The sequence below is a fragment of the Salinirussus salinus genome, assembly GCF_009831455.1.
In the GTDB taxonomy this organism is placed as follows: Archaea; Halobacteriota; Halobacteria; order Halobacteriales; family Haloarculaceae; genus Salinirussus; species Salinirussus salinus.
The window spans coordinates 108,184-134,613 of sequence record NZ_WOWO01000002.1; the positions used below are offsets into that span (position 1 = coordinate 108,184).

Below are 26,430 nucleotides of genomic sequence, written 5' to 3' on the forward strand. Positions count from 1 at the left end.
AACCGCCCGCCGCCCGACCCCCGCGGTCTCGTTGCGAGTGACCGCTTGGCTCGCCCCGGGACCATCGGCACTCCCGCCATCAGACGGAGCCTTGCGCTCCGGTGTCGACGAAGCCTGGCGCTTCCGGTATCCAGTGAAGTCTGACGCTCCTGTTGTTCGCATATCGGTACCACGGTTGAATTCGATTTATTACGGACGCCGCCGGAGCAGGGGCCATGTCCGACCCCTTCGACCGGGCGGTTCGGGACCACCACCGCGGCGAGCGCGAGGCGCCGCTGCTCCAGCGCGACGGCGACCGCGTTCTGGAACACCCCATCGAGGAGTTCTACTTCACAGCACCCGCCGGCGAGGGGCTAGAGTGGCTGGAGGCACACCTCGACGGCCCGCTACTCGACCTCGGAGCGGGCGCCGGGCGACACGCCCTGGTCTTCCAGGAGCGCGCCGAGACGGTCGCCGTCGAGGTGAGCGACCACCTCGTCGCGACCATGCGGGACCGCGGGGTCGAGGACGCGCGCCGCGGCGACATGTTCGACCTCCGGAGCACCTTCGAGCGGGACCGATTCCGGTCCGTGCTCGCCATCGGAACCCAGACCGGGCTGGCAGGCTCGATGCGGGGGCTGCGCGAGCTGCTGGGCGACCTGGCGTTCGTCACGACACCCGACGGGACGGCCGTGCTCGACTGTTACGACCCGACAGTCGAGGCCACCGCCGACCTGCTCGGCTACCGGGCCGACCCGACACCCGGACTCGCCCACCGGGTGATGTACTTCGAGTACGAGGGAGAGACCGGCGACGTCCTCAACTTCCGGCTGTTCAGTCCCGACAGGCTGCGGGAAGCGGCTGCCGGAACCGGCTGGACGGTCACAGCGGTCCGGCGGTCGGACGACGAGAACGGCCGGTACTACCGGGCCGCGCTGGAGAAGTGGTGACCGGGGTCCCGTGGACAGGTCGGCCCGAATCGCTCAGTGACCGTCGACGTCTTCCTTCCAGACCAGCCCCTCGATGGTCGCGGTCAGCACCGTCTTGTCGTCCCTGTTCTTGCAGACCACCTCCGAGGTGACGTCGTAGCGGTCCTCGCGTTCGACGACGGCCTCGGTCCGGGACTCGCAGGTGACCGGCTCGCCGGTGTAGACCGGACGGTGGAACTCGAAGTCCATCCGCCGGGCCAGCACCTCGTTGTCACCGCCGAGTTTCGTCGGCATCGTCGCCGTCAGGAGCCCCTGGACCATCACCCGGCCATTCTCGTCGGGTTCGGTGTGCCGGGGCTGGTCGTCGCCGGTCAGCTCCCCGAACTGCCGGACCTCATCGACGGTGAAGGTTCGCTCGTAGCTGCTTGTCTCGCCTTCGACGGGTCTGTCCATGCGCGAGTGGACGGCCGAACTGGACAAAAACTGCGCGGCTGCGGTGCTCGGGCGGTAGTGGACCAGAGACAAGTACCGGACGCGAGCGCAGCGAGCGTCCGGCTTTATGTTTTTTGCGCCGAGCGAGTTGCGGGCCGCAGGCCCGCAACTACGTGCCGTGACGGCGAAGCCGCCACGCGGTGGCCGAAGGCCATCCGAGGCGGAAAAAAGTAGCTACGCGAACGTGCGGGAGACGTCCTCGTCGGTCTCCTCGTTCTGGATCTTCTCGTAGGCGTCCTCGAAGTCCTGCATCCGGACTGTGGTGCGCTCGTCGCGGATGGCGAACATCCCTGCCTCGGTGCAGATGGCCTTGATGTCCGCGCCGGAGGCGTCGTCGGCCACGTCGGCCAGGCTGGCGTAGTCTAGGTCGTCGTCGATGTTCATGTCGCGGGTGTGGATCCGGAAGATCTGCTCGCGGCCGCGCTCGTCGGGTTTGGGCACTTCGATGAGGCGGTCGAAGCGGCCGGGGCGGAGGATCGCGCGGTCGAGCATGTCGAACCGGTTCGTGGCGGCGATGATGCGGATCTCCCCGCGCTCCTCGAAGCCGTCCATCTCCGAGAGGAGTTGCATCATGGTGCGCTGGACCTCGGCGTCGCCGGAGGTCTTGGACTCGGTGCGCTTGGCGGCGATGGCGTCGATCTCGTCGATGAAGATCACGGCGGGCTCGCGCTCGCGGGCCAGGTCGAACAGGTCCCGGACGAGCTTGGCACCCTCGCCGATGAACTTGTGGACGAGCTCGGAGCCGGCCATCTTGATGAAGGTGGCGTCGGTCTGGTTGGCGACGGCCTTGGCGAGCATCGTCTTCCCGGTGCCCGGCGGGCCGTGCAGGAGCACACCCGACGGCGGCTCGATCCCGACGTCCTCGAACATGCCGGGGTTTTTGAGGGGCATCTCGACGGTCTCGCGGACCTCCTCGACCTGCTCCTCGATGCCACCGATGTCCTGGTAGGTGACTTGCGGGGACTCGTTGACCTCCATCACCCGAGCCCGGACGTCGGTTTCGTCGTCCAGCGTCTTGACCACAGAGAGGGAGTTGTTGACTGCGACCCGCGAGTCCGGCTCGAGGTCGTCGCGCATCTCCTCGGTCACCTCGGTCAGCGCCTCCTGGTTGTTGCCGTGCTGCTTGATGATGACGCCGTCGTCGTTGACCTCCTGGACGGTCGCCACGAACAGCGGGGACTGCTTGAGCTTCTTGTTCTCGTGGGTCAGCCGCTCCAGCTTCTGCTGGTACTTGTTGTTCTCTGCGTTGGCGTCGAGCAGCTTGTCCCGCATCTCCTCGTTTTGGGACTCGAGCACCTCGAGGCGCTCCTCCAGGGACTCGATTTTCTCCTGCTTTGAGGCCCCTTCGTCGTAGGGCCACTCGACGTCGTCCACGGTGTCGGTCATTCGGCGCTAGTTACGCCCCGGCGCATTAAGAGGGTTCGGGTCACCTGCCTCCCCGCGGATTCTCTCCACCCGCAAATTTTCAGTGGTAATCAACAGAATCGAAGATATTATTCGTTTGCATTGGATAGGGGGGTCACGATGAGCACGTCCGACGCTCGACACGAGGCCGAAGAGGACCGGTGGGAGGCGGTGCGGGACCTCCCGCCGAGCGCGAAGCTGGTGGCGAAGGAACTGGAGTACGGGGGGCCGTCGACACAGCAGGCGCTCGCCGGGGAGACGCTCCTTCCCGCGCGAACGGTCCGGTACGCGCTGACCCGGCTGGAAGAGGTCGGCGCCGTCGATTCGCGGTTCTCCTTCACCGACGCCCGCAAACGAGTCTACGAACTGACCGTCTGAACCCGGGGCTGTCGGCTGACCGGTCGATTCGGGGCTGGACCCGGCCCCGGCCTCCAGTTTCACCTCGGTCCGGGAACCCATTTATCCGGGGGTGTCCTAGAGCTTCCAATGACGCGGGTGATACACACCGGGGACACCCATCTCGGCTACCAGCAGTACCACCTCCCCCAGCGGCGGGAGGACTTTCTCGACGCCTTCCGGCGGGTGGCTGCCGACGCCGTCGAGGAGGAGGTCGATGCGGTCGTCCACGCCGGCGACCTCTTCCACGACCGGCGCCCGACCCTGCCCGACATCATGGGCGCGCTGTCGGTGCTCCGGGAACTGGACGGCGCCGACATTCCATTTCTCGCCGTCGTGGGCAACCACGAATCCAAGCGGGACGCCCAGTGGCTCGACCTCTTCGAGTCGCTGGGGCTGGCGACCCGGCTCGGCGACGAGCCCGTGACGGTCGGGGACGTCGCCGTCTACGGGCTGGACTTCGTGGCCCGCGCCGAGCGCGAGGACCTCGACTACGACTTTTCGTCCCACGGCTGCGACTACGCCGCCCTGGTCTCCCACGGCCTCTTCCAGCCCTTCGAGCACGGCGACTGGGACATCCGGGAGGTGCTCGCCGGCTCGCCGGTCAGGTTCGACGCCGCACTGCTCGGTGACGACCACACGCCCCAGACCAGACGCATCGAGGACCCACACGACGCGTGGCTGACCTACTGTGGGTCGACCGAGCGCGCGAGCGCGGACGAGCGGGAGAACCGCGGCTACAACCTCGTCGTCTTCGAGGACGACCCCCCGGACTCCCCTGCCGACGGGGTCGACATCCGCCGGCGGGCACTCGACACCCGCGACTTCGTCTTCGTCGACGTCGAACTCGGGCCCGGCGAGGGGGTCGAGCGGGTCCGCGAGCGGGTCACCCAGGAGGAGCTGACCGACGCGGTGGTCGTGGTCTCGATAGCGGGGGAGGGAGAGCCGGTCACGCCCGCGACTGTCGAGGAGGCCGCAGCCGAGGCCGGCGCGCTCACGACACGGGTGACCGACCACCGGGAGCTCGCCGACGAGCGCGACGTCGAGGTGAGTTTCGCCGACCCCGACGAGGCGGTCCGCGAGCGCGTCCGGGAACTCGGGCTGAGCCCGGCCGCCCGCGAGGTCGACGAGACCGTCCGGGCGAGCAAGGTCGCCGACTCCAACGTCGCAAGCGAGGTCGAGCGCCGCGTTCGCGAGCTGGTCGAGGACGACGAGACCGGCGCCTTCCGGCCCGCCGAGGGCGGGGAAGCGGAGGATGCCGAAGACGCGCAAGGGGAGAACTCGGCGGGGAGTGAGGGAGCCGAGGCCGACGCCGAGGTCGTGGATCCGGGACGCGCGGAGGCGGAGCCCGGAGAGGAAGGGACTGACAGCCAGGTCACCATGGAGGACTACCTGTGAGGTTCGACCGGGTCCGCCTGGAGGGGTTCAAGTGCTTCGAGGAGGCCGACCTCCGGCTCGAGGCGGGGGTGACGGTCATCCACGGTCTGAATGGCAGCGGCAAGTCCTCGCTGCTTGAGGCCTGTTTCTTCGCGCTCTACGGCGCGAAGGCGCTGGAGCGGACCCTCGACGAGGTCGTCACTATCGGCGCCGAGGAGACGACCGTCGAGCTGTGGTTCACCCACGCCGGCGGGAGCTACCACGTCAAGCGGCGGGTCCGGGTGCGTGACGAGCGGGCCACGACCGTCGAGTGCGTCCTGGAGGGGCCCGACGCCACCTACGAGGGTGCCCGGGACGTCCGCGCCCGGGTGACCGAACTACTCCGGATGGACCAGGACGCGTTCGTCAACTGCGCGTACGTCCGGCAGGGCGAGGTGAACAAGCTGATCAACGCCTCGCCGGGCGAGCGCCAGGACATGCTCGACGACCTGCTCCAGCTCGGCAAGCTCGAGGAGTACCGCGAGCGCGCCAGCGAGGCCCGCCTGGGGGTCAAACACGTCCGCGACGACAAGCAGGGCGCGCTCTCGCAGGTCGAGTCCCAGCTCGAGGCCAAAGACGAGGAGAAGCTCCACGCCCGCCTGAACGGGCTCAGGGAGGAGCGTTCGGAAGTCGACGAGGAGGTCGACCGCTTCGAGACCAACCGCGAGCAGGCCAAGGAGACTCTCGCCGACGCAGAGAGCGTGCTCGAGGAGTACCGCGAGCGCCAGGCGGAACTGGCCGAGGTCGAGGAGGACGTCGAGGCCCTCCAGGAGCGCATCGAGGCCACCGAGCGGGAGCGCGAAGAGCTGGCCGAGGCGATAGAGAGCACTCGCGAGCGGCTGGCCGAGGCCCGGGAGACCCGCGACGAGCTCCTCGCCGACAGCGACCTCGAGGCGGTCGAGCCCGAGCAAATCCGCGAGCGGGTCGCGGAGCTTGAGGACGAGGCCGAGGCCATTACCGAACGTATCACGGAGCTGAGCGCGGAGAAGCGCCAGCACGACACCGAGGCCGAGAGCCTCGAGGAACGGGCCGAGGAGCTGGAAGACGAGGCCGAACAGCGCCGGGAGGAGGCCGGCGACCTGGAGGCGGAGGTCGAAGAGGGCGAGGACCTCCTCGCGGAGAAGCGGTCGGAACTCGAGGATCTGGAGGCGGAGGCACAGTCCCACCGCGAGGCCTTCGAGGACGCGCCGGTCGACCCCGGCGGTGCTGCGGAGTTCCGCGAGTCCGTCGCAGAGGAGCTCTCGGACGTCCGCGAGGAGCGTGCGGCGGCAGAGGAGACGCTCGCGAACGCCGAGGAGCGGCTCGCGGAGGCCGAGCGGCTCCGCGAGGCCGGGAAGTGTCCGGAGTGTGGTCAGCCGGTCGAGGGCTCGCCCCACGTCGAGGCCATCGACGAGCGCCGCGAGCGGGTGGCGGAGCTCGAGGGGAAGGTAGAGAGCCTCCGCGAGCGGGAGTCGGAGCTGGCCGAGAAACGCGACCGCGCCGAGCGGCTCGAGGAGCGCGCGAGCGAGCTCCAGCGGCTCGAGACCGAACGCGAGAACGCCGAACAGCTCGTCAACCAGAAGGAAACACAGCTGGAGGAGAAGGCCGCCGAGGCCGAGCGCAAGCGCGAGGAGGCCGACGACCTGGAGGGGGACGCCGCGGAGAAGCGTGAGGCGGCCGCGGAGGCTCGGGAGCAGGCCACGGCGTGCCAGGAGGCGATCGCCGAGTGCAACGGGGAGAAAGCCGAGCTGACCGAGCGGGTCGACCGGCTGGACCGGCTCGCGGAGGCCGCCGAGAGGGTCGCCGACCTCGAGGAAGACGTCGAGGACTACCGCGAGCAGCGGGCGGGGAAGGCCGACCTGAACGAGGAGCGGCGGGAACGACTCGCCGAGAAGCGCGAGCGACGGGACGAACTGCGCGAGGAGTTCGACGAGGAGCGGGTCGCCGAGGCCCGCGAGGAGAAGGAACGGGCAGAGGACTACCTCGAGAAGGTCGAGCCCAAGCTGGAGGAGCTTCGCGAGCGACGGGACGAGCTGAACGAGGCGGTCGGTGGCGTCGAGGCCGAACTCGACGAGCTGGACTCGTTGCGCGACCGGCGCGAGGAGCTGGCCGCGACCGTCGAGCGGCTGGACTCGCTGTACGAGGAGGCCGAACAGCTAGAGGAGATGTACGCCGGGCTGCGCGCGCAGTTGCGGCGGCGCAACGTCGAGACCCTGGAGCGGATGCTCAACGAGACCTTCGAGCTGGTCTACGAGAACGACACCTACTCGCGGATCGAACTCGACGCCGACTACGAGCTGACGGTCTACCAGAAGGACGGCGAGACGCTCGACCCCGACCAGCTCTCCGGCGGCGAGCGCGCGCTGTTCAACCTCAGCCTCCGGTGTGCCATCTACCGGCTGCTCGCCGAGGGGATCGAGGGGGCCGCGCCGATGCCGCCGCTGGTGCTCGACGAGCCGACGGTTTTCCTGGATTCGGGGCACGTCTCACAGCTCGTCGAACTCGTGGGGGCGATGCGCGAGCACGGGGTCGAGCAGATCCTGGTCGTCAGCCACGACGAGGAGCTCGTGGCGGCTGCCGACGACCTCGTCCGCGTGCGGACGGACCCGCGGACCAACCGCTCGACGGTCGAGCGCACCTCATCGGTCGACGCCGACCTGCTCGCCGAGGCCGGCGACTGACCGGCCGCCCGCACAACAGTTCGCCTGCCCGGCCGACACACCCGGGGCGTGCCGGGTCAGCGCAGGCGGGCCAGCCCCTCGCTGGCCCGTTCGGTCGTCTCGTACCCCCGCTCGCCGGCGACCTCCGTCTCGGTCACGAGCCCGGCCGCCCGGAACTCCGCCAGCAGGCCGTGGAGGTCACTCTCGCAGAGGTCGTACTCCAGCAGCGCGCGAACGCCGAGGGGGCCACGCTCCTCGAGTTCCAGCAGGAGGCCCAGCGCCCGCTCGTCGGGGACGGCCGTCAGAAGCGTCCGGACGGACGCCGGGACCGCACCGGCGGCGGTCGACAGCGGCGACTCCCCCGCCACCGGCTCCAGGGCCTCGTTGGCGATGTGGCGACGCTCGCCCGACTCGGGGTCCCGGACGAGACTCGACTCGCCCGACTCCTTCAGAAGGATGTACCGGTCGCCGGCGTCGTCCTCGACGGTCCGCATACCCGCGGTAGCGGCCAGCCGCTGTTAGCCGTTCCGGTCGCTCCCCTCGCTCTCGCCTTGCTCCTCTTCACCCTTTTCGGCGAGGACGGCCTTGGTCTGCCGGTAGCGGTAGTAGCCGAACCCGAAGAGCGCGAGGCCGGCGAGTGTCAGCTGTCCGCCGAGCTCCCATTCGCCCTGGAAGGCGACGAACATCACGCCCACGCTCGCCGCCAGGAGGGCGACGTTGAACACCATCACGAGCGCCCAGAAGCGGTACCGGACCTCGGAGCTGGCTTCGACCTCCGTCAGGTCCGGCGCCTCGGGGATCTCCGGGCCGAGGTTGCCGGGCTCGAACTCCTCGGGGTCGGGTTCGGCGTCGTACCGCTGCTCGACCGCCTGCCAGTCGCCGGGCGAGCCCTCTTCCTCGCCGTCGGTTCCCTCGTCGTCCGGCACGGGCGCGGGTTTGCCGCGGGCGGGTATAGACCGTTCGGTCCTCGCGGAGCTGCCGAGCCCCGCGGGCTACAGGCGGCCGCCGGGAGGGGTACCGCGGGGATTTTAGTCGGGGCACGCAAAGAGGGTGTATCGATGGACCAGTCCGACCTCACCTCGTGGGAGGACGGCGAGCGGCCGGCCGCCGAGGCCGAGGCTGTCGCCGGTAACGGGGGGACCGACGCCGACCTGGTCGACACCGCCGAGCACCGCTATCCCGACGCCGACGGCACTGTGGAGTTCGCGGTCGCACAGGTCGACTACACCGTCGAGGGCCGCGGCGACGACGAGTACCCCGTGATGCACGTCTTCGGGCGGACCGCCGACCTGGACCCGGTCCACGTCCAGGTCGAGGAGTTCCGCCCCTACTTCTACGCGCCGGTCGACTCCGTCACGGAAGGCGAGCTCCGCCAGTACGACCGCATCACCGGGTGGGAGTACGAGGACGACGACGGCGACCCCTACGAATCCATTCGGGGGGAGAAACTCGTGAAGGTCTTCGGCCAGACGCCGCGGGACGTCGGCCAGATGCGCGACGACTTCGAGCACTACGAGGCGGACATCCTCTTTCCCAACCGGTTTCTGATAGACAAGGACATCACCAGCGGCGTCCGGGTCCCCCGCCGCGAGGACGGCGACCGGCTCCGGGTCCACCACGAGGAGGTCGAGCCCGTGGAGGTCGACGCCGAACCCCGGGTCAACACCTTCGACATCGAGGTCGACGACCGCTCGGGGTTCCCGGAGGACGGCGAGGAGCCGATCATCTGTCTCACCTCGCACGACTCCTACGACGACGAGTACATCGTCTGGCTCTACCAGTCGCCGGAGGGCGTCGACGGGCCGGAGGCACTCGAGGGGTACGACCCCATCGAGGGCGACTTCGAGGCCGACGTCCGCACCTTCGGGACGGAGGAGGCGATGCTCGGCTCCTTCCTGAACTACATCGAGGGGACGGACCCGGACATCCTGACGGGGTGGAACTTCACCGACTTCGACGCCCCCTACCTCATCGACCGGCTGGACGTCCTGGCCGACCGGAACGACACGGACCACGACCTCTCCTACGACCGCCTCTCCCGGGTCGACGAGGTGTGGCGGAGCGACTGGCAGGGCCCCGATGTCAAGGGTCGGGTCGTCTTCGACCTCCTCTATGCCTACCAGCGCACGAAGTTCACGGAACTGGACTCCTACCGGCTGGACGACGTCGGTGAGCGCGAACTCGGCGTCGGCAAGGAGCGGTACGCCGGCGACATCGGCGACCTCTGGGAGCAGGAGCCCGAGCGGCTGCTGGAGTACAACCTCCGCGACGTGGAGCTGTGTGTCGAACTGGACCGCGACCAGGACATCGTCGCCTTCTGGAACGAGGTCCGCCAGTTCGTCGGCTGCAAGCTCGAGGACGCCACCACCCCAGGCGACGCTGTCGACATGTACGTGCTGCACAAACTGCACGACGAGTACGCCCTCCCCTCGAAAGGGCAACAGGACAGCGAGGACTACGAGGGCGGCGCGGTCTTCGACCCGATCACCGGCGTGCGCGAGAACGTCACCGTGCTCGACCTGAAATGTTTCAGTAGCGACACTGAGGTGCTGACTCCGGAGGGTCCACGCGACATTACTGACATCCAGGTCGGAGACCCGGTCTACACGCTCAACCCGGACACCTTCGAGTGCGAGGTGAAACCCGTCGCCGAGACGCACGAGTACGAGAACGAATTCGGTGAGCTTCACCACCTCTCGGGCAACACACACGACTTGAAGATCACCGAGAATCATCGGTTCCTCGTTTCCAGCCAGCGCGGGTGGGACGAGCAGTCACCCGGCGACTTCGAGTTCGCGGAGTACCGGAACATTCCGGAGTACGAGCGCTTCGCGTTCCCACAGCACGAGCCGATGGATGGCCGTCGTCCGGAGACATTTGATTTCGTCAGCCGGGTTGAGGAGGGACAGGTCGTCGCCTATTCCGACGACGACTTGCGCCGGTTCAGAAACCGGATGCCCGAGTCAGTTACCGAGTCGCTGGACCTCGCACACGGTACGTCGGAAGCGGCCGGACTGCAGCAGAAAGTCGGAAAGTATCTCATTCCCCTGTCAGTCTACCGTTCCAACCGCGAGGTCATCGACGAACACGCCGACGACGTGTTTCTCAAATACGACAGACAGCACCGCGAGACTCCACTTGCGTTCGAGATGGAGAACTGGCTTGCGTTTCTCGGCTGGTTCGTTACGGAGGGCAGTACCGATGCCGACAACGGGCGACTGACGCTGCATCAGAGGGACCCCGATGGCCGGGAGGTGATCCGGTCGTTGCTCGACCGGATGGGCATCAACTACAGCACCGACGACCGAGGGATCAACGTCTCGAACCAGCTCCTGGTCGACTGGCTCGAAAATAACTGCGGCGACGGATACGCGGAGAAACGCCTCCCGGACTGGCTGTTCGACCTCGACGGCGAACTGCTGTCGGTCCTGCTCGAAACGGTGGTTGACGGAGACGGCAGTCGGACGGACTCCGGGCTCCGGAAATTCTGGACCAAAAGCGACGTGCTCAAGGACGATATCGTCGATATTTCCGTGCGTTGTGGGCACAAACCGACCGTCACGAAGGAGTCCGACGGCACGTGGTACGTCTCCATCGGCAAGCGCGGTTCGTTCAAAAAAGAGACGAACGCGACGGTCGAAGAACACGACGGGACGGTTCACTGCATCACCGCTGAGGACAACCACGTCGTCATGGCCGGTCGGAATGGCCACTTCCAGTGGGTCGGCCAGTCGCTGTACCCCATGTGCATGGTGACGACCAACGCCAGCCCGGAGACGAAAGTCGACCCCGACTCCTACGACGGCGAGACATACCGCGCACCCAACGGGACACACTTCCGGAAGGAACCGGACGGCGCCATCCGGGAGATGGTCGACGAACTGCTGGCCGAGCGCGACGAGAAAAAGTCCCTGCGGGACGACCACGACCCCGAGGACCCTGCCTACGAGCAGTACGACCGGCAGCAGGCGGCGGTGAAGGTCATCATGAACTGCTTCACGCCGGATACGGAAGTCCTGACGCCAGAGGGTGTCCGGAACATCCGGGCTCTCGACGTCGGGGACGAGGTGTACTCGCTTGATCCGGAGACGATGGAGATGGAGGTGAAGCCGGTCGTCGAGACCCACGCCTACCCCGACTACGACGGGGAACTGGTCGATATCGAGACCAGCAAGATCGACTTCAGCGTGACCCCGAACCACCGGATGCTCGTCCGTAAAAACGAGACGAACGGCGTCACCGAGGACAGGTACCGGTTCGTCGAAGCGGGGGAGTTGGACGACACGACGAACTACGAACTCCCACACGACTGGGACGGGCCGGACGGCGAACGCCTAGAAGCGGTCGACTTTACTGACTACGCCAGCGAGTACGAGGTCTGGGTCCGGCCGTCTGTACATGGCCATACCTTCGCTGCGGAGCTGGGGTACTACCCGGACAAAGTTCTGAAAAACGATATCGGCGAGGAGGGGTACGTGTTTGGACCCGAGGAGTTCGAGGAGCACAGACCGTACATCGAGGAGATAGCCGAGCGGACGTACGTTCACGCGGAATCGGGCCGCAAGTGGGTTCCGCGGACGTTCGATGCCGACGATTTCCTCGACCTGCTCGCGTGGTACATCACCGAAGGGAACGTCTACACGTCCGAGACGAGGGAGTTCGGCGAGAAGACGCGCGGCTCGGCGACGACGGTCAAGATTGCACAGAACACCCCCGAAACGAACATCGCTGCCGACGGAGGCAGCCACGCAGAGATCGGTGCGCTGCTCGACCGCATGGGGTTCGACTACTACGTCGACGACCGGAGCTACCAGTTCACCTCGAAACTCGTGGGTGACCTGCTCCGTGACCTGTGTGGTGACGGAAGTCACGAGAAGCGTGTTCCGGAGTTCGTGTTCGACTTGTGCCGGTCCCAGAAGCGCCGGTTTCTGGAGACGCTCATCGACGGTGACGGGGACCGCCAGCCGAACTCCTGGCGGTACACGACGGCGAGCGACCAGTTGCGCGACGACGTCCTCCGGCTCTGTGCACACCTCGGTCTGACCGCGAACTACAACCGGGACAGCGGGACGTGGCGGATCTACGTCACGGAAGACAGCAAGAACACGCTCCGGATGCACCGGAGTGCCGACCGGAGCAAGGCGGCAGACGGTGTTTACTGTGTGACCGTCGAGGACAACCACACGCTTCTGGCCGGCCGAAACGGCAAATTCCAGTTCGTCGGCCAGTCGCTCTACGGCGTTCTCGGGTGGGACCGGTTCCGGCTCTACGACAAGGAGATGGGTGCTGCTGTCACTGCTACGGGTCGTGAGGTGATCGAGTACACCGACGAAGTCGTCGCAAACGAGGGGTACGAAGTCGTCTACGGTGACACCGACAGCGTTATGTTACAGTTGGGCGACATTTCTGTCGAGGACGTTGACGGCCCGGTCGAAGTTACCGATGAGATGCGGGAGAAACATCCTGAGATGGCCGAGGAGGAACTCGAAACCATTGCCGCAACCATCCGAAAGGGGTTCGAACTCGAGGATGTGATCAACAGTTCCTACGACGAGTTCGCCCTCGAGCGGCTGAACGCCGAGAGCCACCGCTTCGAGATCGAGTTCGAGAAGCTCTACCGGCGGTTCTTCCAGGCGGGGAAGAAGAAGCGGTACGCCGGCCACATCGTCTGGAAGGAGGGCAAAGACGTCGACGACATCGACATCACGGGCTTCGAATATCAACGGTCGGACATCGCGCCCATCACCAAGGAAGTCCAGAAGGGGGTCATCGACATGATCGTGATGGGCGAGGACCCGGAGGCGGTCAAATCGTACCTCCACGACGTGATCCAGGACTTCCGGGCGGGGAACGTCGACCTCGACGACGTGGGCATCCCGGGCGGGATCGGCAAGCGGCTGGACAACTACGACACCGACACCGCGCAGGTCCGGGGCGCGAAGTACGCCAACGCCGTGCTGGGGACGAACTTCCAGCGCGGCTCCAAGCCCAAACGCCTCTACCTCGACCGTGTCCACTCCGATTTCTGGGAGCGCATCGAGCGCGAGGAGGGGCTGGACCCCTCGACGGACCCGGTGTACGGTGCCTTCCGGCGGGACCCCGACGTCATCTGTTTCGAGTACCCGGACCAGATCCCCGAGGAGTTCGAGGTCGACTGGGACAAGATGCTCGACAAGACGCTCAAGGGGCCGATCGAGCGGATCATCGAGGCTCTGGGCATCTCCTGGGAGGAGGTCAAGACCGGCCAGGAACAGACCGGGCTCGGCTCGTTCATGTAACCCTGACGGGACGGCCGGGGTGCTCGCGATTTTGGGAACCGAAAACAAAGTTTGACATCCGGAAATTTCGTCCCGGAAGTCCGAAAGCATTATGGGTGAGTCTCCCCACTTTTCGGTTGACCTAAGAAGCCATGGCAACACTCGAAATCGACAATCTGCACGCGGAAGTCGCCGAGGAGGGTGGCGAGACGATCCTCCGTGGTGTCGAGCTGGAAGTCGGGAGCAACGAGATCCACGCCCTGATGGGCCCCAACGGCAGCGGGAAGTCGACGCTGGCGAAAGTGATCGCCGGCCACCCCGCCTACGAGGTGACCGAGGGGGCGGTCCGCCTGCACCTCGACGGCGACGAGTTCGAGGAGCTGGCCGAGGCCGACGAAGACGAGCTCTCGTGGAACCTGCTCGACCTCGAACCGAACGAGCGTGCGGCGCTGGGCATCTTCCTCGGATTCCAGTACCCCGCAGAGATCGAGGGCGTGACGATGGTGAACTTCCTCCGGACGGCGCTCAACGCCAAACTCGAGGAGCGCGAGGAGCTGTTCGAGGACGAGGAGGATGAGGAGGAGGAAACCGACGCCACCAACGAGGACGCCGCCGGCTACGACACCTCCCCGATGGAGGGCCCCGCCGACGAGGGCGACGTCGGCGTCGCCGAGTTCCAGCAGATCCTCCAGGAGAAGATGGAGCAACTCGACATGGACGAGTCCTTCGCGAGCCGGTATCTGAACGCCGGCTTCTCCGGCGGCGAGAAGAAACAGAACGAGGTGCTCCAGGCTGCGGTGCTGGAGCCCGAGATCGCGGTGCTGGACGAGATCGACTCGGGGCTGGACATCGACCGGCTCCAGGACGTCTCCAACGGGATCAACGCCCTGCGCGACGAGCAGGGCGCCGGCATCCTCCAGATCACCCACTACCAGCGGATCCTCGACTACGTCGAGCCCGACCACGTCCACGTGATGCTCGACGGGCAGGTCGCAACGAGCGGCGGTCCGGAGCTGGCCGAGAAGCTCGAGGACGAGGGGTACGACTGGGTCCGCGAGGAGGCCGTCGAGGCCGCATGAGCCGGACGGACTGCGCGACAGACACATACGCACACGACCCCCACACAGACACATGAGTTCAGAGGACCTACAGGACACCAACACCGAGAAGCGGTTCGAGTTTAAGAAGGAGGAGAAGTCCGCCTTCGAAGCCGAGAAGGGGCTGACCGAGGAGACGATCCGGGTCATCTCCGAGGACAAGGACGAGCCGGAGTGGATGCTCGAGCGTCGCCTTCGCGCGCTCGAGCAGTTCAAGGAGATGCCGATGCCCGACGACTGGCCGGCCGCGCCCGACCTCTCGGAAGTCGACGTCGACCAGATCGTCCCCTACATCCGCCCGGACATCGAGACCCGCGGCGGCGTAGACGACTGGAACGACCTCCCCGAGGAGATCCAGGACACCTTCGACAAGCTGGGCATCCCCGAGGCCGAGAAGAACGCCCTCTCCGGTGTGGGTGCACAGTACGAGTCGGAGATCGTCTACCAGAACATGCAGGAGCGCTGGGAGGAGAAGGGCGTCATCTTCTGTGACATGGACAAGGCCGTCCAGGAGCACCCGGAGATCGTTCGGGAGTACTTCATGACGAAGGCCGTGCCCCCGAGCGACAACAAGTTCGCGGCGCTGCACGGCGCCATCTGGTCGGGCGGCTCCTTCGTCTACGTCCCCGAGGACACCACCGTCGACATGCCCGTCCAGGCGTACTTCCGGATGAACTCAGACGGGATGGGCCAGTTCGAGCACACGCTGATCGTCGCCGAGGAAGGCTCCGAGGTCCACTACATCGAGGGCTGTTCGGCCCCGAAGTACTCGGAGTTCAACCTCCACTCCGGCGGCGTCGAGGTGTTCGTCAAGGAGGGTGCTCACGTCCAGTACTCCACCGTGCAGAACTGGTCGAAGAACACCTACAACCTCAACACGAAGCGGGCCATCGCCGAGGCCGACGCGACGATGGAGTGGGTCTCGGGCTCGATGGGCTCGAAGGCCACGATGCTGTACCCCTCCACCGTCCTCAAGGGCCCGGGCGCGACGGACAACCACATCACCATCGCCTTCGCCGGCGAGGGCCAGGACATCGACACCGGCGCGAAGGTCTACCACAACGCGCCCGACACGAAGTCGACCATCGAGTCCAAGTCCATCTCCAAGGACGGCGGCCGGACCAACTACCGCGGGCTGGTCCACATGGCCGACGGCGCGACGGACTCCTCGACGAGTGTGGAGTGTGACGCGCTGATGTTCGACAACGACTCGACGTCGGACACGATGCCGTACATGGAGATCCAGGAGCAGAACGTCGACGTCGCTCACGAGGCAACCGTCGGCAAGATCGGCGACGAGGACGTCTTCTACCTCCAGTCACGCGGGCTGGACGACGACGACGCAAAGCAGATGATCGTCGCCGGCTTCATCGAGCCGATCACGGAGGAACTGCCCATCGAGTACGCGGTCGAACTCAACCGCCTCATCGAACTCGAGATGGAGGGCTCGCTCGGATAACTCCCCCCGGAGTGTCCACACAACCATGAGTACGCAGGTACACGCAAACCTCACAGAGGAGCAGGTAACGGAGATAAGCGACCAGCTCGGCGAGCCCGAGTGGCTGCTGGAGACGCGTCTCGAGGCCCTCGACGCTCTCGGGGACCTGGACATGCCCGAGGTCATCCGGACGCCCGGGCGCGACTGGACGAACCTCGACGCCCTGGACTACGAGTCCTTCGTCGACCCGCTGGAGTTCGCCCAGGAGAAAGACCGCGTCGACGCGGAGGGCGTCGACGTGCTGGCCTGGACGGAGGCACTGGAGGCACACGGCGACCTCATCGAGGAGCAGTTCGGCGCGGTCGTCGACCCCCAGCGGGACTACCTGACGGCGCTGTCGACGGCGCTCTTTTCGGCGGGGACCGTCGTCTACGTTCCCGAAGGCGTCGTCGCCGACGAGGTCACCATCCGCACGCGGATGAACTCCCGGGCGCTCTTTAATTACACGCTGGTCGTCGCCGAGGACAACGCCTCGGTGACGATCCTGGAGCGGCAGTCGACCGGCGACGACGTGGCGGGCGAGCGCTACTACAGCGGGGTCGTCGAGGCGACCGCCGGCGAGAACGCCAGCGTCCAGTACGGCACGCTGCAGGACCTCTCGGAGGAGACCTACAACTACCAGGTCAAGCGCGGTCACGCCGGCCGATACGGGACGGTCAACTGGATCGAGGGGAACCTCGGCTCCCGGCTGACCAAGACGGCCGTGGAGACGCGGCTGGTCGGCGAGTCCTCCGAGTCGAAGATCGTCGGCGCCTTCTTCGGGCACGGCGACCAGCACTTCGACCTGGCGAGCCGGGTCTGGCACGAGAACGAACACACGACCGCGGACCTCGTTACCCGGGGCGTGCTCGACGACAGCGCCCGCTCGGTCTACGAGGGCGTTCAGAACGTCGGCCGGGAGGCCTGGGACACCAACTCCTACCAGCGCGAGAACACCCTCATGCTGTCCGACGACAGCGAGGCAGACGCCTCCCCGAAGCTGATCATCAACAACCACGACACGGAGGCCAGCCACTCCGCCACCGTGGGCCAGGTCGACAAGGAGGACCTGTTCTACATGACCTCCCGGTCGGTCCCGCCACAGCAGGCGACGAACATGCTCGTCGAGGGCTTTTTCGTCCCCGTCCTCGAGGAGATCGAGGTCGAGGAGTTCCGCGAGGACCTGGAGGGCCGGGTCGCAGAGCGGCTCCGGCAGTAGAGCCCGTTTCTGCTCGATTCGATTTCTCCGAGCCTGCCGCACAGGGAACCGCTTAAGTTCGCGTACCACCGACGCTTGCGCATGAGACTGCTGGAACCGGCCACACACGGGAGCGGGGGGTGTCCATGAGCGTCCAGGCGGTGGACTCCGACCACCAGCTCGCCCGGTTGCTCCAGATCGGCGTCGTGCTGGAGGAGGTCGTGGAGGCCCGCGCCGCGAAGCACGCCGACACGGCCGACCTGGACGACGAGGTCCGGGCCTTCCTCCGGGAGGCGGCCGCGGAGTCGGCGACCCACCGCGACCGGCTCGACGAGCTGGTCGCCGAACTCGAGGCCGACACCGTCGCCTTCGACGAGGTCAAACAGCTTGTGGAGGCCCGCTACGAGTCGGGCGAGGACTTCGACGGCGTGCTCTACGACCAGCTCTGTAACGAGGAGACCGCCTACAAGTTCTACGCGGACCTGATCGAGGCCATCGAACAGTCCGAGGCGACCTTCACCATCGACCGCGAGCGGTTGCTCTCGGAGCTGCGGGCCATCCAGCGCGAGGAGGAGGACGGCGTCGAGGAAGTGACCCGGCTCATGGAGGGCCGATCCCCATGAACAGCGCCGACCAGTATCTCAAGGCGATCTACCTGGTCCAGGAGATGGAGGACGGGCCGGCTTCGACCGGCGCCGTCGCGGACATGCTGGACGTGAGCCCGGCCAGCGCCAACGAGATGATCGGCAAACTCGAGGAACAGGAGCTCTGTGCCCACGAGAAGTACAAGGGGGTTGACCTGACCGAGGCGGGGATCAGGCGAGCCCGCGACGCCCTCCAGAACTACTGCATCATCGAGCGGTTCCTGCTCGAGGTGCTGGAGGTCGAGGACTTCCGGGCGGAGGCCCGCCAGCTCGAGCCAGTGATCGACGAGACCGTCGCCGAGCGCCTCGACACCATCATCGACCGACAGCCCCAGTGTCCGGACTGCTTCGACGCCGAGGCCGACGTCTGTAGCCTGCTGGCCCACGCGGAAGGCGTCGACATCGAGGAGGTCGACGCGGCCGACTGATGGGGGACCGGGACGACTGATGGTCGCCGGTCAGGTCGTCGAGACGTTCGGCCCGTTTCTGATCCCGGTCGTCGTGTTCGTGCTCGGCGTCGCCGGCTACGGGCTGCTCTGGCTACTCTCGCGGTGGGGCGTCCTCCGCGGAGACACGGACTGACGGCGACGTATCGTCCGTCGCCGTTCCGGCCCGCCTGTCCGGGGGTTTTTATCCCGGGTCCGTCTACGTGCGGGTATGCTGAGCCCCGAGATGGAGGACTACCTGAAGGTCATCTACGACCTCCAGCGCGGCGGGGCTGAGCCGGTCTCGACCTCGGAGATCGCCGACACCCTCGAGGTCACGCCGCCGACCGCCACCAGCATGATGGAGAAGCTGGCCGAGCGGGGCCTGGTCGAGCGCGAGAAGTACAAGGGCGTGACACTTACCACCGAAGGGGAGACGGTCGCGCTCGAGGTCGTCCGCCACCACCGCCTCATCGAGACCTACCTCGCAGAGCGGCTGGGCTACGACTGGACGGAGGTCCACGACGAGGCCGACCGGCTGGAACACCACATCAGCGAGGAGTTCGAGCGCCGGGTGGCCGAGGTCCTCGACGACCCCGAGGTCGACCCCCACGGCGACCCGATCCCGAACGACGCCCTGGACCCGATGGACGACACCACGGGAGCCACCCTCGCGGAGTTCGAGGAGGGCGACCGGGTCGTCGTCAAACGGGTCCGGGACCGCGACCCCGAGGGCCTCGCCTACCTCCAGAACGAGGGGGTCACCCCCGGGACGACCCTGTCCGTCGAGGAGGTCGCACCCATCGGGATGGTGACCGTCAGCTTCCCGGACGGCGAGACCACCTCGTTGCCGGAGGACGTCGCCGAGACCATCCGGGTCGAGGCCGCCGACGCGACCGAGGACGCCGCTGCACCGTAATCGAACGGGAGCCCCGAACCCGTTTTCACTCCCCCGGCCCTGAGACCCGGCATGCGCGGGCTCGACGACACTGACCGCGAGATCCTCCGGCTGCTGCTCGCGGACGCACGCCGGCCCTACAGCGAGATCGCCGGGAAGGTGGACCTGTCTGCGCCGGCGGTCTCCGACCGGGTCGACCGGCTCCGGGAGACCGGGCTGGTCCGACAGTTCACGCTCGATATCGACCGGGAGCTGCTGGAGGGTGGGACCCGGGTGCTCGTCACCATCGAGGCAGCCCCGGGTCAGGGACCGGCGCTCCAGCGGACACTCGCGGGCGTGGAGGCGGTCGAACACGTCTTCCGGACGGCCGACGACCGGCTGGTCTGTACCGCCACCGTGACCGACAGCGACGGCGCCGTGGCGGGGTGGGTCGACCTCGCGGACGTGCGCGAGTACGACCTGCGCCCGCTGGCCGACGAGTCCTGGACTCCGCAGCTGGGCGGGTCCGAGCTCGCGCCGGCCTGCGAGGAGTGTGGCAACACCGTCACCCGTGAGGGCGAGTCGGTCACTCTCGACGACGAAGTCCATCACTTCTGCTGTGAGAACTGCCGGGATACCTTCGTCGACCGGTACGAGCGGCTGCGGGAAGGAGCGTGAAACCAAACCTGAATCCGGATACAGTTTCGAATCGAAAGTGAAGGCAGCCCCAAACTCCGGTTTTTGAGTGACAAACCGGATGAACGAGGGGGGCGTAGGATAGGGTGATGACTACGAGGACGGCACATCTGGAACTCCGGGGGATGAGCTGTGCCAACTGTGCGTCGACCATCGAGGAGACGGTCGGCGGGCTGGCGGGCGTCGAGGCGGTGACAGCCAACTACGCCACCGACGAGGGGACTGTCGAGTACGACCCCGGCGAGGTCTCGCTGGCCGCGATTTACGACGCGGTCGAGGAGTCGGGCTACGAGGCCGCCGCAGAGACCGTTACCGTCGGCGTCACCGACATGTCGTGCGCGAACTGCGCGGAGACGATCGACGACCGTCTGCGTGAGACGCCCGGCGTCGTCTGGGTCGACGTCAACTTCGCCACCGACGAGGCCCGCGTCCGGTACAACCCCGCGGACGCCAGCCTCGCGGACGTCTACTCGGCCATCGAGGCCGCCGGCTACTCGCCCGTCCGCGAGGACGGGAGCGATGGCGGCGACGGCGCCGACGGCGAGACGAGCGGCGAAGACCGCCGGCAGGCGGCCCGCGAGGCGGAGACCGGCCGCCAGCGCCGGCTCACCCTCTTCGGCGCGGCCCTCTCGACGCCGCTTCTGGCGATGCTGGCGGCTCACCTGTTCGCGCCGGGCCTCCTGCCGGAGACTATCCCGGGGCTCGGGGTCGACTTCGGCTGGGTCGCCTTCCTGCTCGCGACGCCGGTCCAGGTCGTCCTCGGCCGGGAGTTCTACGAGAACTCCTGGAAAGCGGTGGTCCGCAACCGGACCGCGAACATGGACGTGCTCATCGCGCTGGGTGCCACGACGGCCTACCTCTACAGCGTCGCCCGCCTGCTCGGGCTCCCCGGTGAGGGGCTGTACTTCGACACCGCTGCGCTCATCCTCACGTTCATCACCCTCGGAAACTATCTGGAGGCGCGCTCGAAGGGCCAGGCCGCAGACGCGGTCCGGGAACTCTTGCAACTGGAGGCCGACACCGCCACCCGGGTCCGCGAGGACGGCACCGAGGAGGAGGTCCCGCTCTCGGAGGTGGAGGTCGGCGACCGGCTGAAGGTCCGGCCCGGCGAGAAGGTGCCCACCGACGGCGTGGTCGTCGAGGGCTCCTCGGCGGTCGACGAGTCGATGGTCACCGGCGAGTCCGTCCCCGTCGAGAAGGGGGAGGGCGACGAGGTGATCGGCTCGACGGTCAACGAGAACGGCGTCCTCGAACTCGAGGCGACGAAGGTCGGCGAGGAGACGGCCATCCAGCAGATCGTCGCCCGCGTGCGGGAGGCCCAGTCCCGCCAGCCCGAGATCCAGACCGTCGCCGACCGGATCTCCGCGTACTTCGTCCCCGCAGTGATCCTCAACGCGGCGGTCTGGGGGCTGGTCTGGTATCTGTTCCCCGAGGCGCTCGCGGGCGTTGTCGGCGCGCTCCCGCTGTGGGGGCTGGCGGCCGGCGGGCCCGCGGCGGTCGGCGTCTTCGAGTTCGCGGTCGTCGTCTTCGCCAGCGCCGTCCTGATCGCCTGTCCCTGCGCGCTGGGGCTTGCGACGCCGGCGGCGACGATGGTCGGGACCGCCATCGGCGCGCGCAACGGCGTGCTCTTCCGGGGTGGTGACATCCTGGAACGGGTCCGGGACGTCGACACCGTCGTCTTCGACAAGACCGGGACGCTCACCGAGGGGGAGATGGAGCTGACCGACGTGGTCGCTATCCAGAGCCCCGCGGCCGACGGCGGCCGTGAGGTCCGCGACGACGCGGACGCGGCTGCGAGCGCGACCGCCGGCGCGGCCGACGACCCGGCGCCCGACGGCGGCCTCCTGGAACGGGAGATAACCGAGGACTTCGTCCTCGAGCTGGCCGCGAGCGCGGAGCTGAACAGCGAGCACCCTCTCGCCGAGGCGGTCGTTGAGGGCGCCCGCGAGCGCGGCGTCGAACCGGAGGCGCCCACCGAGTTCGAGAACGTCCCCGGCCACGGCGTCCGGGCAGAGACGAGCCACGGCGAGGTGCTCGTGGGCAACCGCAAGCTCCTCGCTGACGAGGGGGTCGACACCGCGCCCGCCGAGGAGGCGATGGACCGCCTCGAGCGCGAGGGCAAGACCGCGATGCTGGTCGCGCTGGAGGGGCGGGTCGTGGGCGTGGTCGCCGACGCCGACACTGTCAAGGAGAGCGCCGCGGACGCGGTCGCGAGCCTCCGGGAGCGGGGCCGGGAGGTGTGGATGATCACCGGCGACAACGAGCGCACCGCCCGCGCTGTCGCCGAGCGGGTCGGGATCGACCCCGAGAAGGTCAAGGCGGAAGTGCTGCCCGAGGAGAAGGCAGACGCCGTCGAGGAGATCGAGGCCGACGGCAGCGAGGCGATGATGGTCGGCGACGGCGTCAACGACGCGCCGGCGCTCGCGGCCGCCTACGTCGGTGCGGCCATCGGCAGCGGTACCGACGTCGCCATCGAGGCCGCCGACGTGACACTGATGCGCGACGACCCCGCGGACGTGTTGAAGGCCATCCGCGTCTCCGAGGGGACGCTCTCGAAGATCAAGCAGAACCTCTTCTGGGCGCTTGGCTACAACACGGCGATGATCCCGCTGGCCTCGCTTGGCCTGCTCCAGCCGGTGCTCGCGGCGGTGGCGATGGCCGCCTCCAGCGTCTCCGTGCTGGCCAACAGCCTCTCCTTCAGGCGGTACACGCCCGACCACGACTACCGGCTGTTCGGGTTGTTCCGGTAGTCGGGTCGGAGGGGTCCGGAACCGTCAGTCCGCAGTTCCGCAGTACTCAGGGATCACCCGGGCGTAGGTCCGCGCGGTCTCGACCAGGGAGGTGACCGTCGTGTGCTCGTCGGCGCCGTGGATGCTGCGCGGTTCGGGCCCGATCGACACGGACGGAACGTCGTAGTACCGCTTGTAGAAGCGCTCGTCCATGCCGCCGCTGCCGCCGACGAAGGCGCCGGTCTCGCCGGTGACGTCCTCGGCAGCCGCCTTCGCCAGTTGAGCGACCTCCGAGTCGCTGTCCGTCCGGTGGGGGGCGGCCTGCCAGCCGAACCACTCGACGGTCGGATCGGCGTCGACCGTCCACTCCTCGCGGCCGGTGACCCCCGCGACGGCTGCCTCGATCTGCTCGCGGACCTCCTCGCGGCTCTCCCCGGGCGGCCAGCCGACCCGGCCGTACATCGTCGCCCGGCTCGGCAGCGTCGAGGGCCAGTCCCCGGCCTCGATCTGGCCGATGTTGATGTTGGTCTCGTGTCCCTCCAGCCCGGGGTCGGCGCGGTAGGCCGGCTCGAAGTCGGTCCGGTCTTTCCGCTCGCGGTCCAGTTCCTCCAGGGCGTCGTAGACCAGCGTGGCGTTGCCGATGGCGTTGACCCCCTCGTGACCCCGCGCGGCGTGGGCGCTCACTCCCGGTACCTCCACCTCGAAGTACATCACGCCGGCGCTGGCGACGGTGATGTTGGGGATGTCGGAGGGCTCGGCGATGACCGCCGCGTCCGGGAGATACCCCCGCTCGATGGCCGCGAGCGCACCGCCGGTCCCGCCGGCCTCCTCCTCGATGGTGCTCTGGACGATGAGGTCGCCCGCGAGGTCGGCCTCTGACTCGAGGATGGTCTTCACGGTAAAGAGCACGGCGGCCAGCCCGCCTTTCATGTCCGCGACGCCGCGGCCGTACAGCGTCTCGCCCTCCCGCGTCAGCGTCCAGGGGTCCCGGGTCCACTCGTCCTCTGTCACGTCGACGACGTCGATGTGGCCGCCGACGGTCAGCGTCGGTCCGTCGCCGCTGCCAGGGATCCGCACGGCGACGTTGGGGCGGCCCTCGAACCCGACCTCCTCGGTGACCGATGTCGGCGCGTAGCCCTCGTGGCCCTCGAGGTCTGCCTCGTCGGGAACCCAGACGTCGGGCTCGAGGCCCATCGACTCGAGGTACTCGACGACGACCTCCTGGCCGGGCTTCTCGTCGCCGCTGACGGTCGGCGTCCCGACCAGGCGCTCGACGAGCGCCAGCAGGTCGTCGGTGTTCGATTCGATCTCGGCGGTGAGGTCGACTGTCATGTCGTTCCCGACGCGGGGCGGGGTGGTAAGTGTTGGTCGTTCACGTGGGCCGTCCGTGCGGCGAGTGTTACCCCGTGACCGGAGTCGGCGATAGTAACACCTTACTTCACTGCTTAATATATCCAGGACAGCATGGGCGACCCGATCCGCGTGCTCCACGTGGACGACGACCCGGAGTTCGCGGACCTCGTCTCCACCGTCCTCGAACGCGACGAAGGACAGTTCGACGTCGAGGCGGCCACGGGCGCAGCCGAGGCTCTCGACCGCCTCGCCGAGGCGGACTTTGACGCCGTCGTCTCGGACTACGAGATGCCCGGCCGGAACGGTCTCGAACTCCTCGAGGCCGTCCGCGAGGACCACCCGGCACTCCCCTTTATTCTCTACACCGGCCGCGGCAGCGAGGCCCTCGCCAGCGAGGCGGTCTCGGCGGGCGTGACCGACTACCTCCAGAAGGGCCGCGGGACGAGCCAGTTCGACGTGCTCGCCAACCGGGTCAGGAACGCGGTCGAACAGTACCACTCGCGGCGGGACCTCGAACGCACCGAGGCACTCCTCGAGGCGGCCGGCGACGCCGTCTACGCGCTGGACCTCGATGGGGTTCTGACGACGGTCAACGAGACGCTGGTCGAGTGGACCGGCTACAGCCGCGAGGACCTGGTCGGAAGTCACGCCTCGCTCGTTCTCGGGGAGGCGGACATCGACCGGGGCCGGGAGGCGGTCCGGGAGCTGCTCGAAACCGACCGCGAAGTGGTCCAGTTCGAGGGGACGCTCCACACTGCCGACGGGGGAACGATCCCGACGGAGGCCCGGGTCACTCTCCTCGAAGAGGACGGCACCGTACAGGGGTCGACGGGCGTCCTCCGCGACATCGCCCAGCGCAAGGAACGCGAGCGGGAACTCGAACGCTACGAGAGCATCTTCGAGGAGCTCGAGGACGCCGTCTACGTCCTTGACGAGGACGAGACCATCGTCTACGTCAACAGCAGCTACGCGTCGATGAAGGGCGTCGACCGCTCGGAGCTCGTCGGCGACCCGATCACGGAGTGGGCCGACGACGAGACAGTCTCCCTCGCACGGGAGGTCCGCGAGGAACTGCGCGACGGCGAGCGCAACGTGGGAGTCGTCGAGAACGTCTTCAACGTCACCGACGGCGGAACGATCCCCGCCGAACTCCGCCTGATCAACATCACCCGGGATGGCGGCGTCGAGCGGGTCGGCGTGATCCGCGATATCACCAACCGCAAGAAGTACGAGCGCCGCCTCGAGGCGCTCAGCGAGACGGCCCAGGAGCTGATGGCGGCCACTTCCCGGGAGGAGGTTGCGAGGCTCGGGGCCGAAACCGCTCGCGATGTCCTCGGGCTCGACGCGAACGGGGTCCACCTCTATGACGAGGAGGAGGACGCACTGGTGCCCGTCGCCGCGACCGACGAGGGCGAGGACCTGGTCGCCGAACTGCCCGCCTTTTCCGGCGAGGACAGCATCGCGTGGCGGGTCTACCAGCGCGGCGAACCGCTCGCCGTCGACGACGTCCACGCGGACCCCGACATCTACAACCCCGACTCCCCGGTCCGCGGGGAACTGTACCTCCCCGTCGGGGAGTACGGTATCCTCATCGCCTGCTCGCCGACGCCGGAGAGCTTCGACCAGCGCGACGTGGTTCTCGGGGAGATCCTGGCCGGGAGCATCGCCACTGCACTCGAACAGGTCGAGCGGACCGAACAGCTCCGCGAGCGCGAGCAGGAGCTGACCCGCCAGAACGAGCGCCTCGAGGAGTTCGCCGGCGTCGTCTCCCACGACCTGCGGAACCCACTGAACGTCGCACAGGGTCGGGTCGAACTGGCCCGGGAAGAGACGGGGAACGACCACCTCGAGGACGCGGCCGAGGCGCTGGACCGGAGCCAGACGCTCATCGACGACCTCCTCGCGCTCGCCCGCGAGGGGGCCTCGACCGGCGAGCGGGAACCGGTCGCACTCCCCGACCTGCTCGAGGCCTGCTGGGCCACCGTCGAGACCGGCGATGGCACCCTCCGGGTCGAGACCGACCTGACGGTCAGTGCCGACGAGAGCCGCCTGCGACAGCTGTTCGAGAACCTGGTTCGTAACGCCGTCGAGCACGGCTCGACGAGCCCTGGCTCGCAGGCTCGCCAGGATACCGTGGAGCACGGCGGCGAGGCGGTGACGGTGACCGTCGGGGACCTCGAGGGCGGCTTCTACGTCGAGGACGACGGCTCGGGTATCCCTCCCGAGGAACGGGACAGCGTCTTCGACCCGGGACACTCCACCTCCGAAGAAGGGACGGGCTTCGGCCTCGCCATCGTCCGGGAGATCGCGAACGCCCACGGCTGGTCGGTCCGGGTGACCGAGGGCGCGGCCGGCGGCGCACGGTTCGAGTTCACCGGGCTCGGCGACCCGTGAACACCCCCGGGAGCCGGCCGGGGGGAAA

20 protein-coding genes are annotated in these 26,430 nt (G+C 67.7%); 15 read left to right on the forward strand and 5 right to left on the reverse strand.

Annotated features, from left to right (window positions below):
• Positions 1 to 215 precede the first annotated feature (215 nt).
• Entirely contained in the window at positions 216 to 929 is a 714-nt protein-coding gene (locus tag GN153_RS03825) for a class I SAM-dependent methyltransferase (protein WP_159900005.1), read from the forward strand.
• A 33-nt stretch (positions 930 to 962) separates the two neighbouring features.
• On the opposite strand, the gene GN153_RS03830 is transcribed toward GN153_RS03825, so the two are convergent.
• Both GN153_RS03830 and pan1 read right to left on the reverse strand, forming a co-directional pair.
• Positions 963 to 1,361: an FAS1-like dehydratase domain-containing protein gene (locus tag GN153_RS03830; RefSeq protein WP_159900007.1), complete on the reverse strand. Its 399-nt coding sequence runs from the start codon at positions 1,359 to 1,361 to the stop codon at positions 963 to 965.
• A gap of 213 nt (positions 1,362 to 1,574) precedes the next feature.
• Positions 1,575 to 2,786 carry a proteasome-activating nucleotidase Pan1 gene (gene pan1, locus GN153_RS03835; protein ID WP_159900009.1) on the reverse strand — a complete coding sequence of 404 codons (1,212 nt, stop codon included), beginning with the start codon at positions 2,784 to 2,786 and terminating at the stop codon, positions 1,575 to 1,577.
• A 138-nt stretch (positions 2,787 to 2,924) separates the two neighbouring features.
• Between pan1 and GN153_RS03840 the strand changes: the two genes are divergently transcribed.
• From GN153_RS03840 to rad50, 3 genes are all read left to right on the forward strand, one after another.
• Positions 2,925 to 3,182: a MarR family transcriptional regulator gene (locus GN153_RS03840; protein ID WP_159900011.1), complete on the forward strand. Its 258-nt coding sequence runs from the start codon at positions 2,925 to 2,927 to the stop codon at positions 3,180 to 3,182.
• A 108-nt stretch (positions 3,183 to 3,290) separates the two neighbouring features.
• The gene (gene mre11 / locus GN153_RS03845; protein WP_159900013.1) at positions 3,291 to 4,598 is read left to right on the forward strand and encodes a DNA double-strand break repair protein Mre11; all 1,308 of its coding nucleotides are present in this window, start codon (positions 3,291 to 3,293) and stop codon (positions 4,596 to 4,598) included.
• Entirely contained in the window at positions 4,595 to 7,276 is a 2,682-nt protein-coding gene (rad50, locus tag GN153_RS03850; RefSeq protein WP_159900015.1) for a DNA double-strand break repair ATPase Rad50, read from the forward strand. Before mre11 ends, rad50 begins: the two co-directional genes overlap by 4 nt.
• 56 nt (positions 7,277 to 7,332) lie before the next feature.
• Here the strand turns inward: rad50 and GN153_RS03855 are convergent, their stop codons facing one another.
• Both GN153_RS03855 and GN153_RS03860 read right to left on the reverse strand, forming a co-directional pair.
• Positions 7,333 to 7,749, reverse strand: a complete 417-nt coding sequence (locus GN153_RS03855) for a DUF7346 family protein (RefSeq protein WP_159900017.1) — start codon at positions 7,747 to 7,749, stop codon at positions 7,333 to 7,335.
• Between the two features lie 24 nt (positions 7,750 to 7,773).
• Positions 7,774 to 8,181 (reverse strand): DUF7322 domain-containing protein, encoded by a 408-nt coding sequence (locus GN153_RS03860; RefSeq protein WP_159900019.1) that lies wholly within the window; start codon positions 8,179 to 8,181, stop codon positions 7,774 to 7,776.
• Between the two features lie 132 nt (positions 8,182 to 8,313).
• Between GN153_RS03860 and GN153_RS03865 the strand changes: the two genes are divergently transcribed.
• From GN153_RS03865 to GN153_RS03905, 10 genes are all read left to right on the forward strand, one after another.
• On the forward strand, positions 8,314 to 13,533 hold the full coding sequence (locus GN153_RS03865) for a DNA polymerase domain-containing protein (protein WP_159900021.1): 5,220 nt from the start codon (positions 8,314 to 8,316) through the stop codon (positions 13,531 to 13,533).
• Positions 13,534 to 13,664: 131 nt separating this feature from the next.
• Positions 13,665 to 14,591 carry an ABC transporter ATP-binding protein gene (locus tag GN153_RS03870; RefSeq protein WP_159900023.1) on the forward strand — a complete coding sequence of 309 codons (927 nt, stop codon included), beginning with the start codon at positions 13,665 to 13,667 and terminating at the stop codon, positions 14,589 to 14,591.
• A 52-nt stretch (positions 14,592 to 14,643) separates the two neighbouring features.
• On the forward strand, positions 14,644 to 16,068 hold the full coding sequence (sufB, locus tag GN153_RS03875; protein WP_159900025.1) for a Fe-S cluster assembly protein SufB: 1,425 nt from the start codon (positions 14,644 to 14,646) through the stop codon (positions 16,066 to 16,068).
• 25 nt (positions 16,069 to 16,093) lie between these two features.
• Positions 16,094 to 17,305 carry a Fe-S cluster assembly protein SufD gene (gene sufD / locus GN153_RS03880; protein ID WP_159900027.1) on the forward strand — a complete coding sequence of 404 codons (1,212 nt, stop codon included), beginning with the start codon at positions 16,094 to 16,096 and terminating at the stop codon, positions 17,303 to 17,305.
• 125 nt (positions 17,306 to 17,430) lie between these two features.
• Positions 17,431 to 17,907 carry a ferritin-like domain-containing protein gene (locus GN153_RS03885; RefSeq protein ID WP_159900029.1) on the forward strand — a complete coding sequence of 159 codons (477 nt, stop codon included), beginning with the start codon at positions 17,431 to 17,433 and terminating at the stop codon, positions 17,905 to 17,907.
• Positions 17,904 to 18,356: a metal-dependent transcriptional regulator gene (locus GN153_RS03890; protein WP_159900031.1), complete on the forward strand. Its 453-nt coding sequence runs from the start codon at positions 17,904 to 17,906 to the stop codon at positions 18,354 to 18,356. The genes GN153_RS03885 and GN153_RS03890 overlap by 4 nt, the downstream gene beginning before the upstream one ends.
• Before the next feature lie 19 nt (positions 18,357 to 18,375).
• Positions 18,376 to 18,510, forward strand: a complete 135-nt coding sequence (locus GN153_RS17750; RefSeq protein WP_268893112.1) for a hypothetical protein — start codon at positions 18,376 to 18,378, stop codon at positions 18,508 to 18,510.
• Positions 18,511 to 18,585: 75 nt separating this feature from the next.
• Complete coding sequence (locus GN153_RS03895) at positions 18,586 to 19,272, forward strand: metal-dependent transcriptional regulator (RefSeq protein ID WP_159900033.1); 687 nt, start codon at positions 18,586 to 18,588, stop codon at positions 19,270 to 19,272.
• Positions 19,273 to 19,323: 51 nt separating this feature from the next.
• Complete coding sequence (locus GN153_RS03900; RefSeq protein ID WP_159900035.1) at positions 19,324 to 19,908, forward strand: AsnC family transcriptional regulator; 585 nt, start codon at positions 19,324 to 19,326, stop codon at positions 19,906 to 19,908.
• A 107-nt stretch (positions 19,909 to 20,015) separates the two neighbouring features.
• Complete coding sequence (locus GN153_RS03905) at positions 20,016 to 22,676, forward strand: heavy metal translocating P-type ATPase (protein ID WP_159900037.1); 2,661 nt, start codon at positions 20,016 to 20,018, stop codon at positions 22,674 to 22,676.
• Positions 22,677 to 22,700: 24 nt separating this feature from the next.
• Here GN153_RS03905 and GN153_RS03910 read toward each other — a convergent pair whose 3' ends face one another.
• Positions 22,701 to 23,987 carry an ArgE/DapE family deacylase gene (locus tag GN153_RS03910; protein ID WP_159900039.1) on the reverse strand — a complete coding sequence of 429 codons (1,287 nt, stop codon included), beginning with the start codon at positions 23,985 to 23,987 and terminating at the stop codon, positions 22,701 to 22,703.
• A 132-nt stretch (positions 23,988 to 24,119) separates the two neighbouring features.
• Between GN153_RS03910 and GN153_RS03915 the strand changes: the two genes are divergently transcribed.
• Complete coding sequence (locus tag GN153_RS03915) at positions 24,120 to 26,402, forward strand: PAS domain S-box protein (protein ID WP_159900041.1); 2,283 nt, start codon at positions 24,120 to 24,122, stop codon at positions 26,400 to 26,402.
• The last annotated feature ends 28 nt before the right edge of the window (positions 26,403 to 26,430 follow it).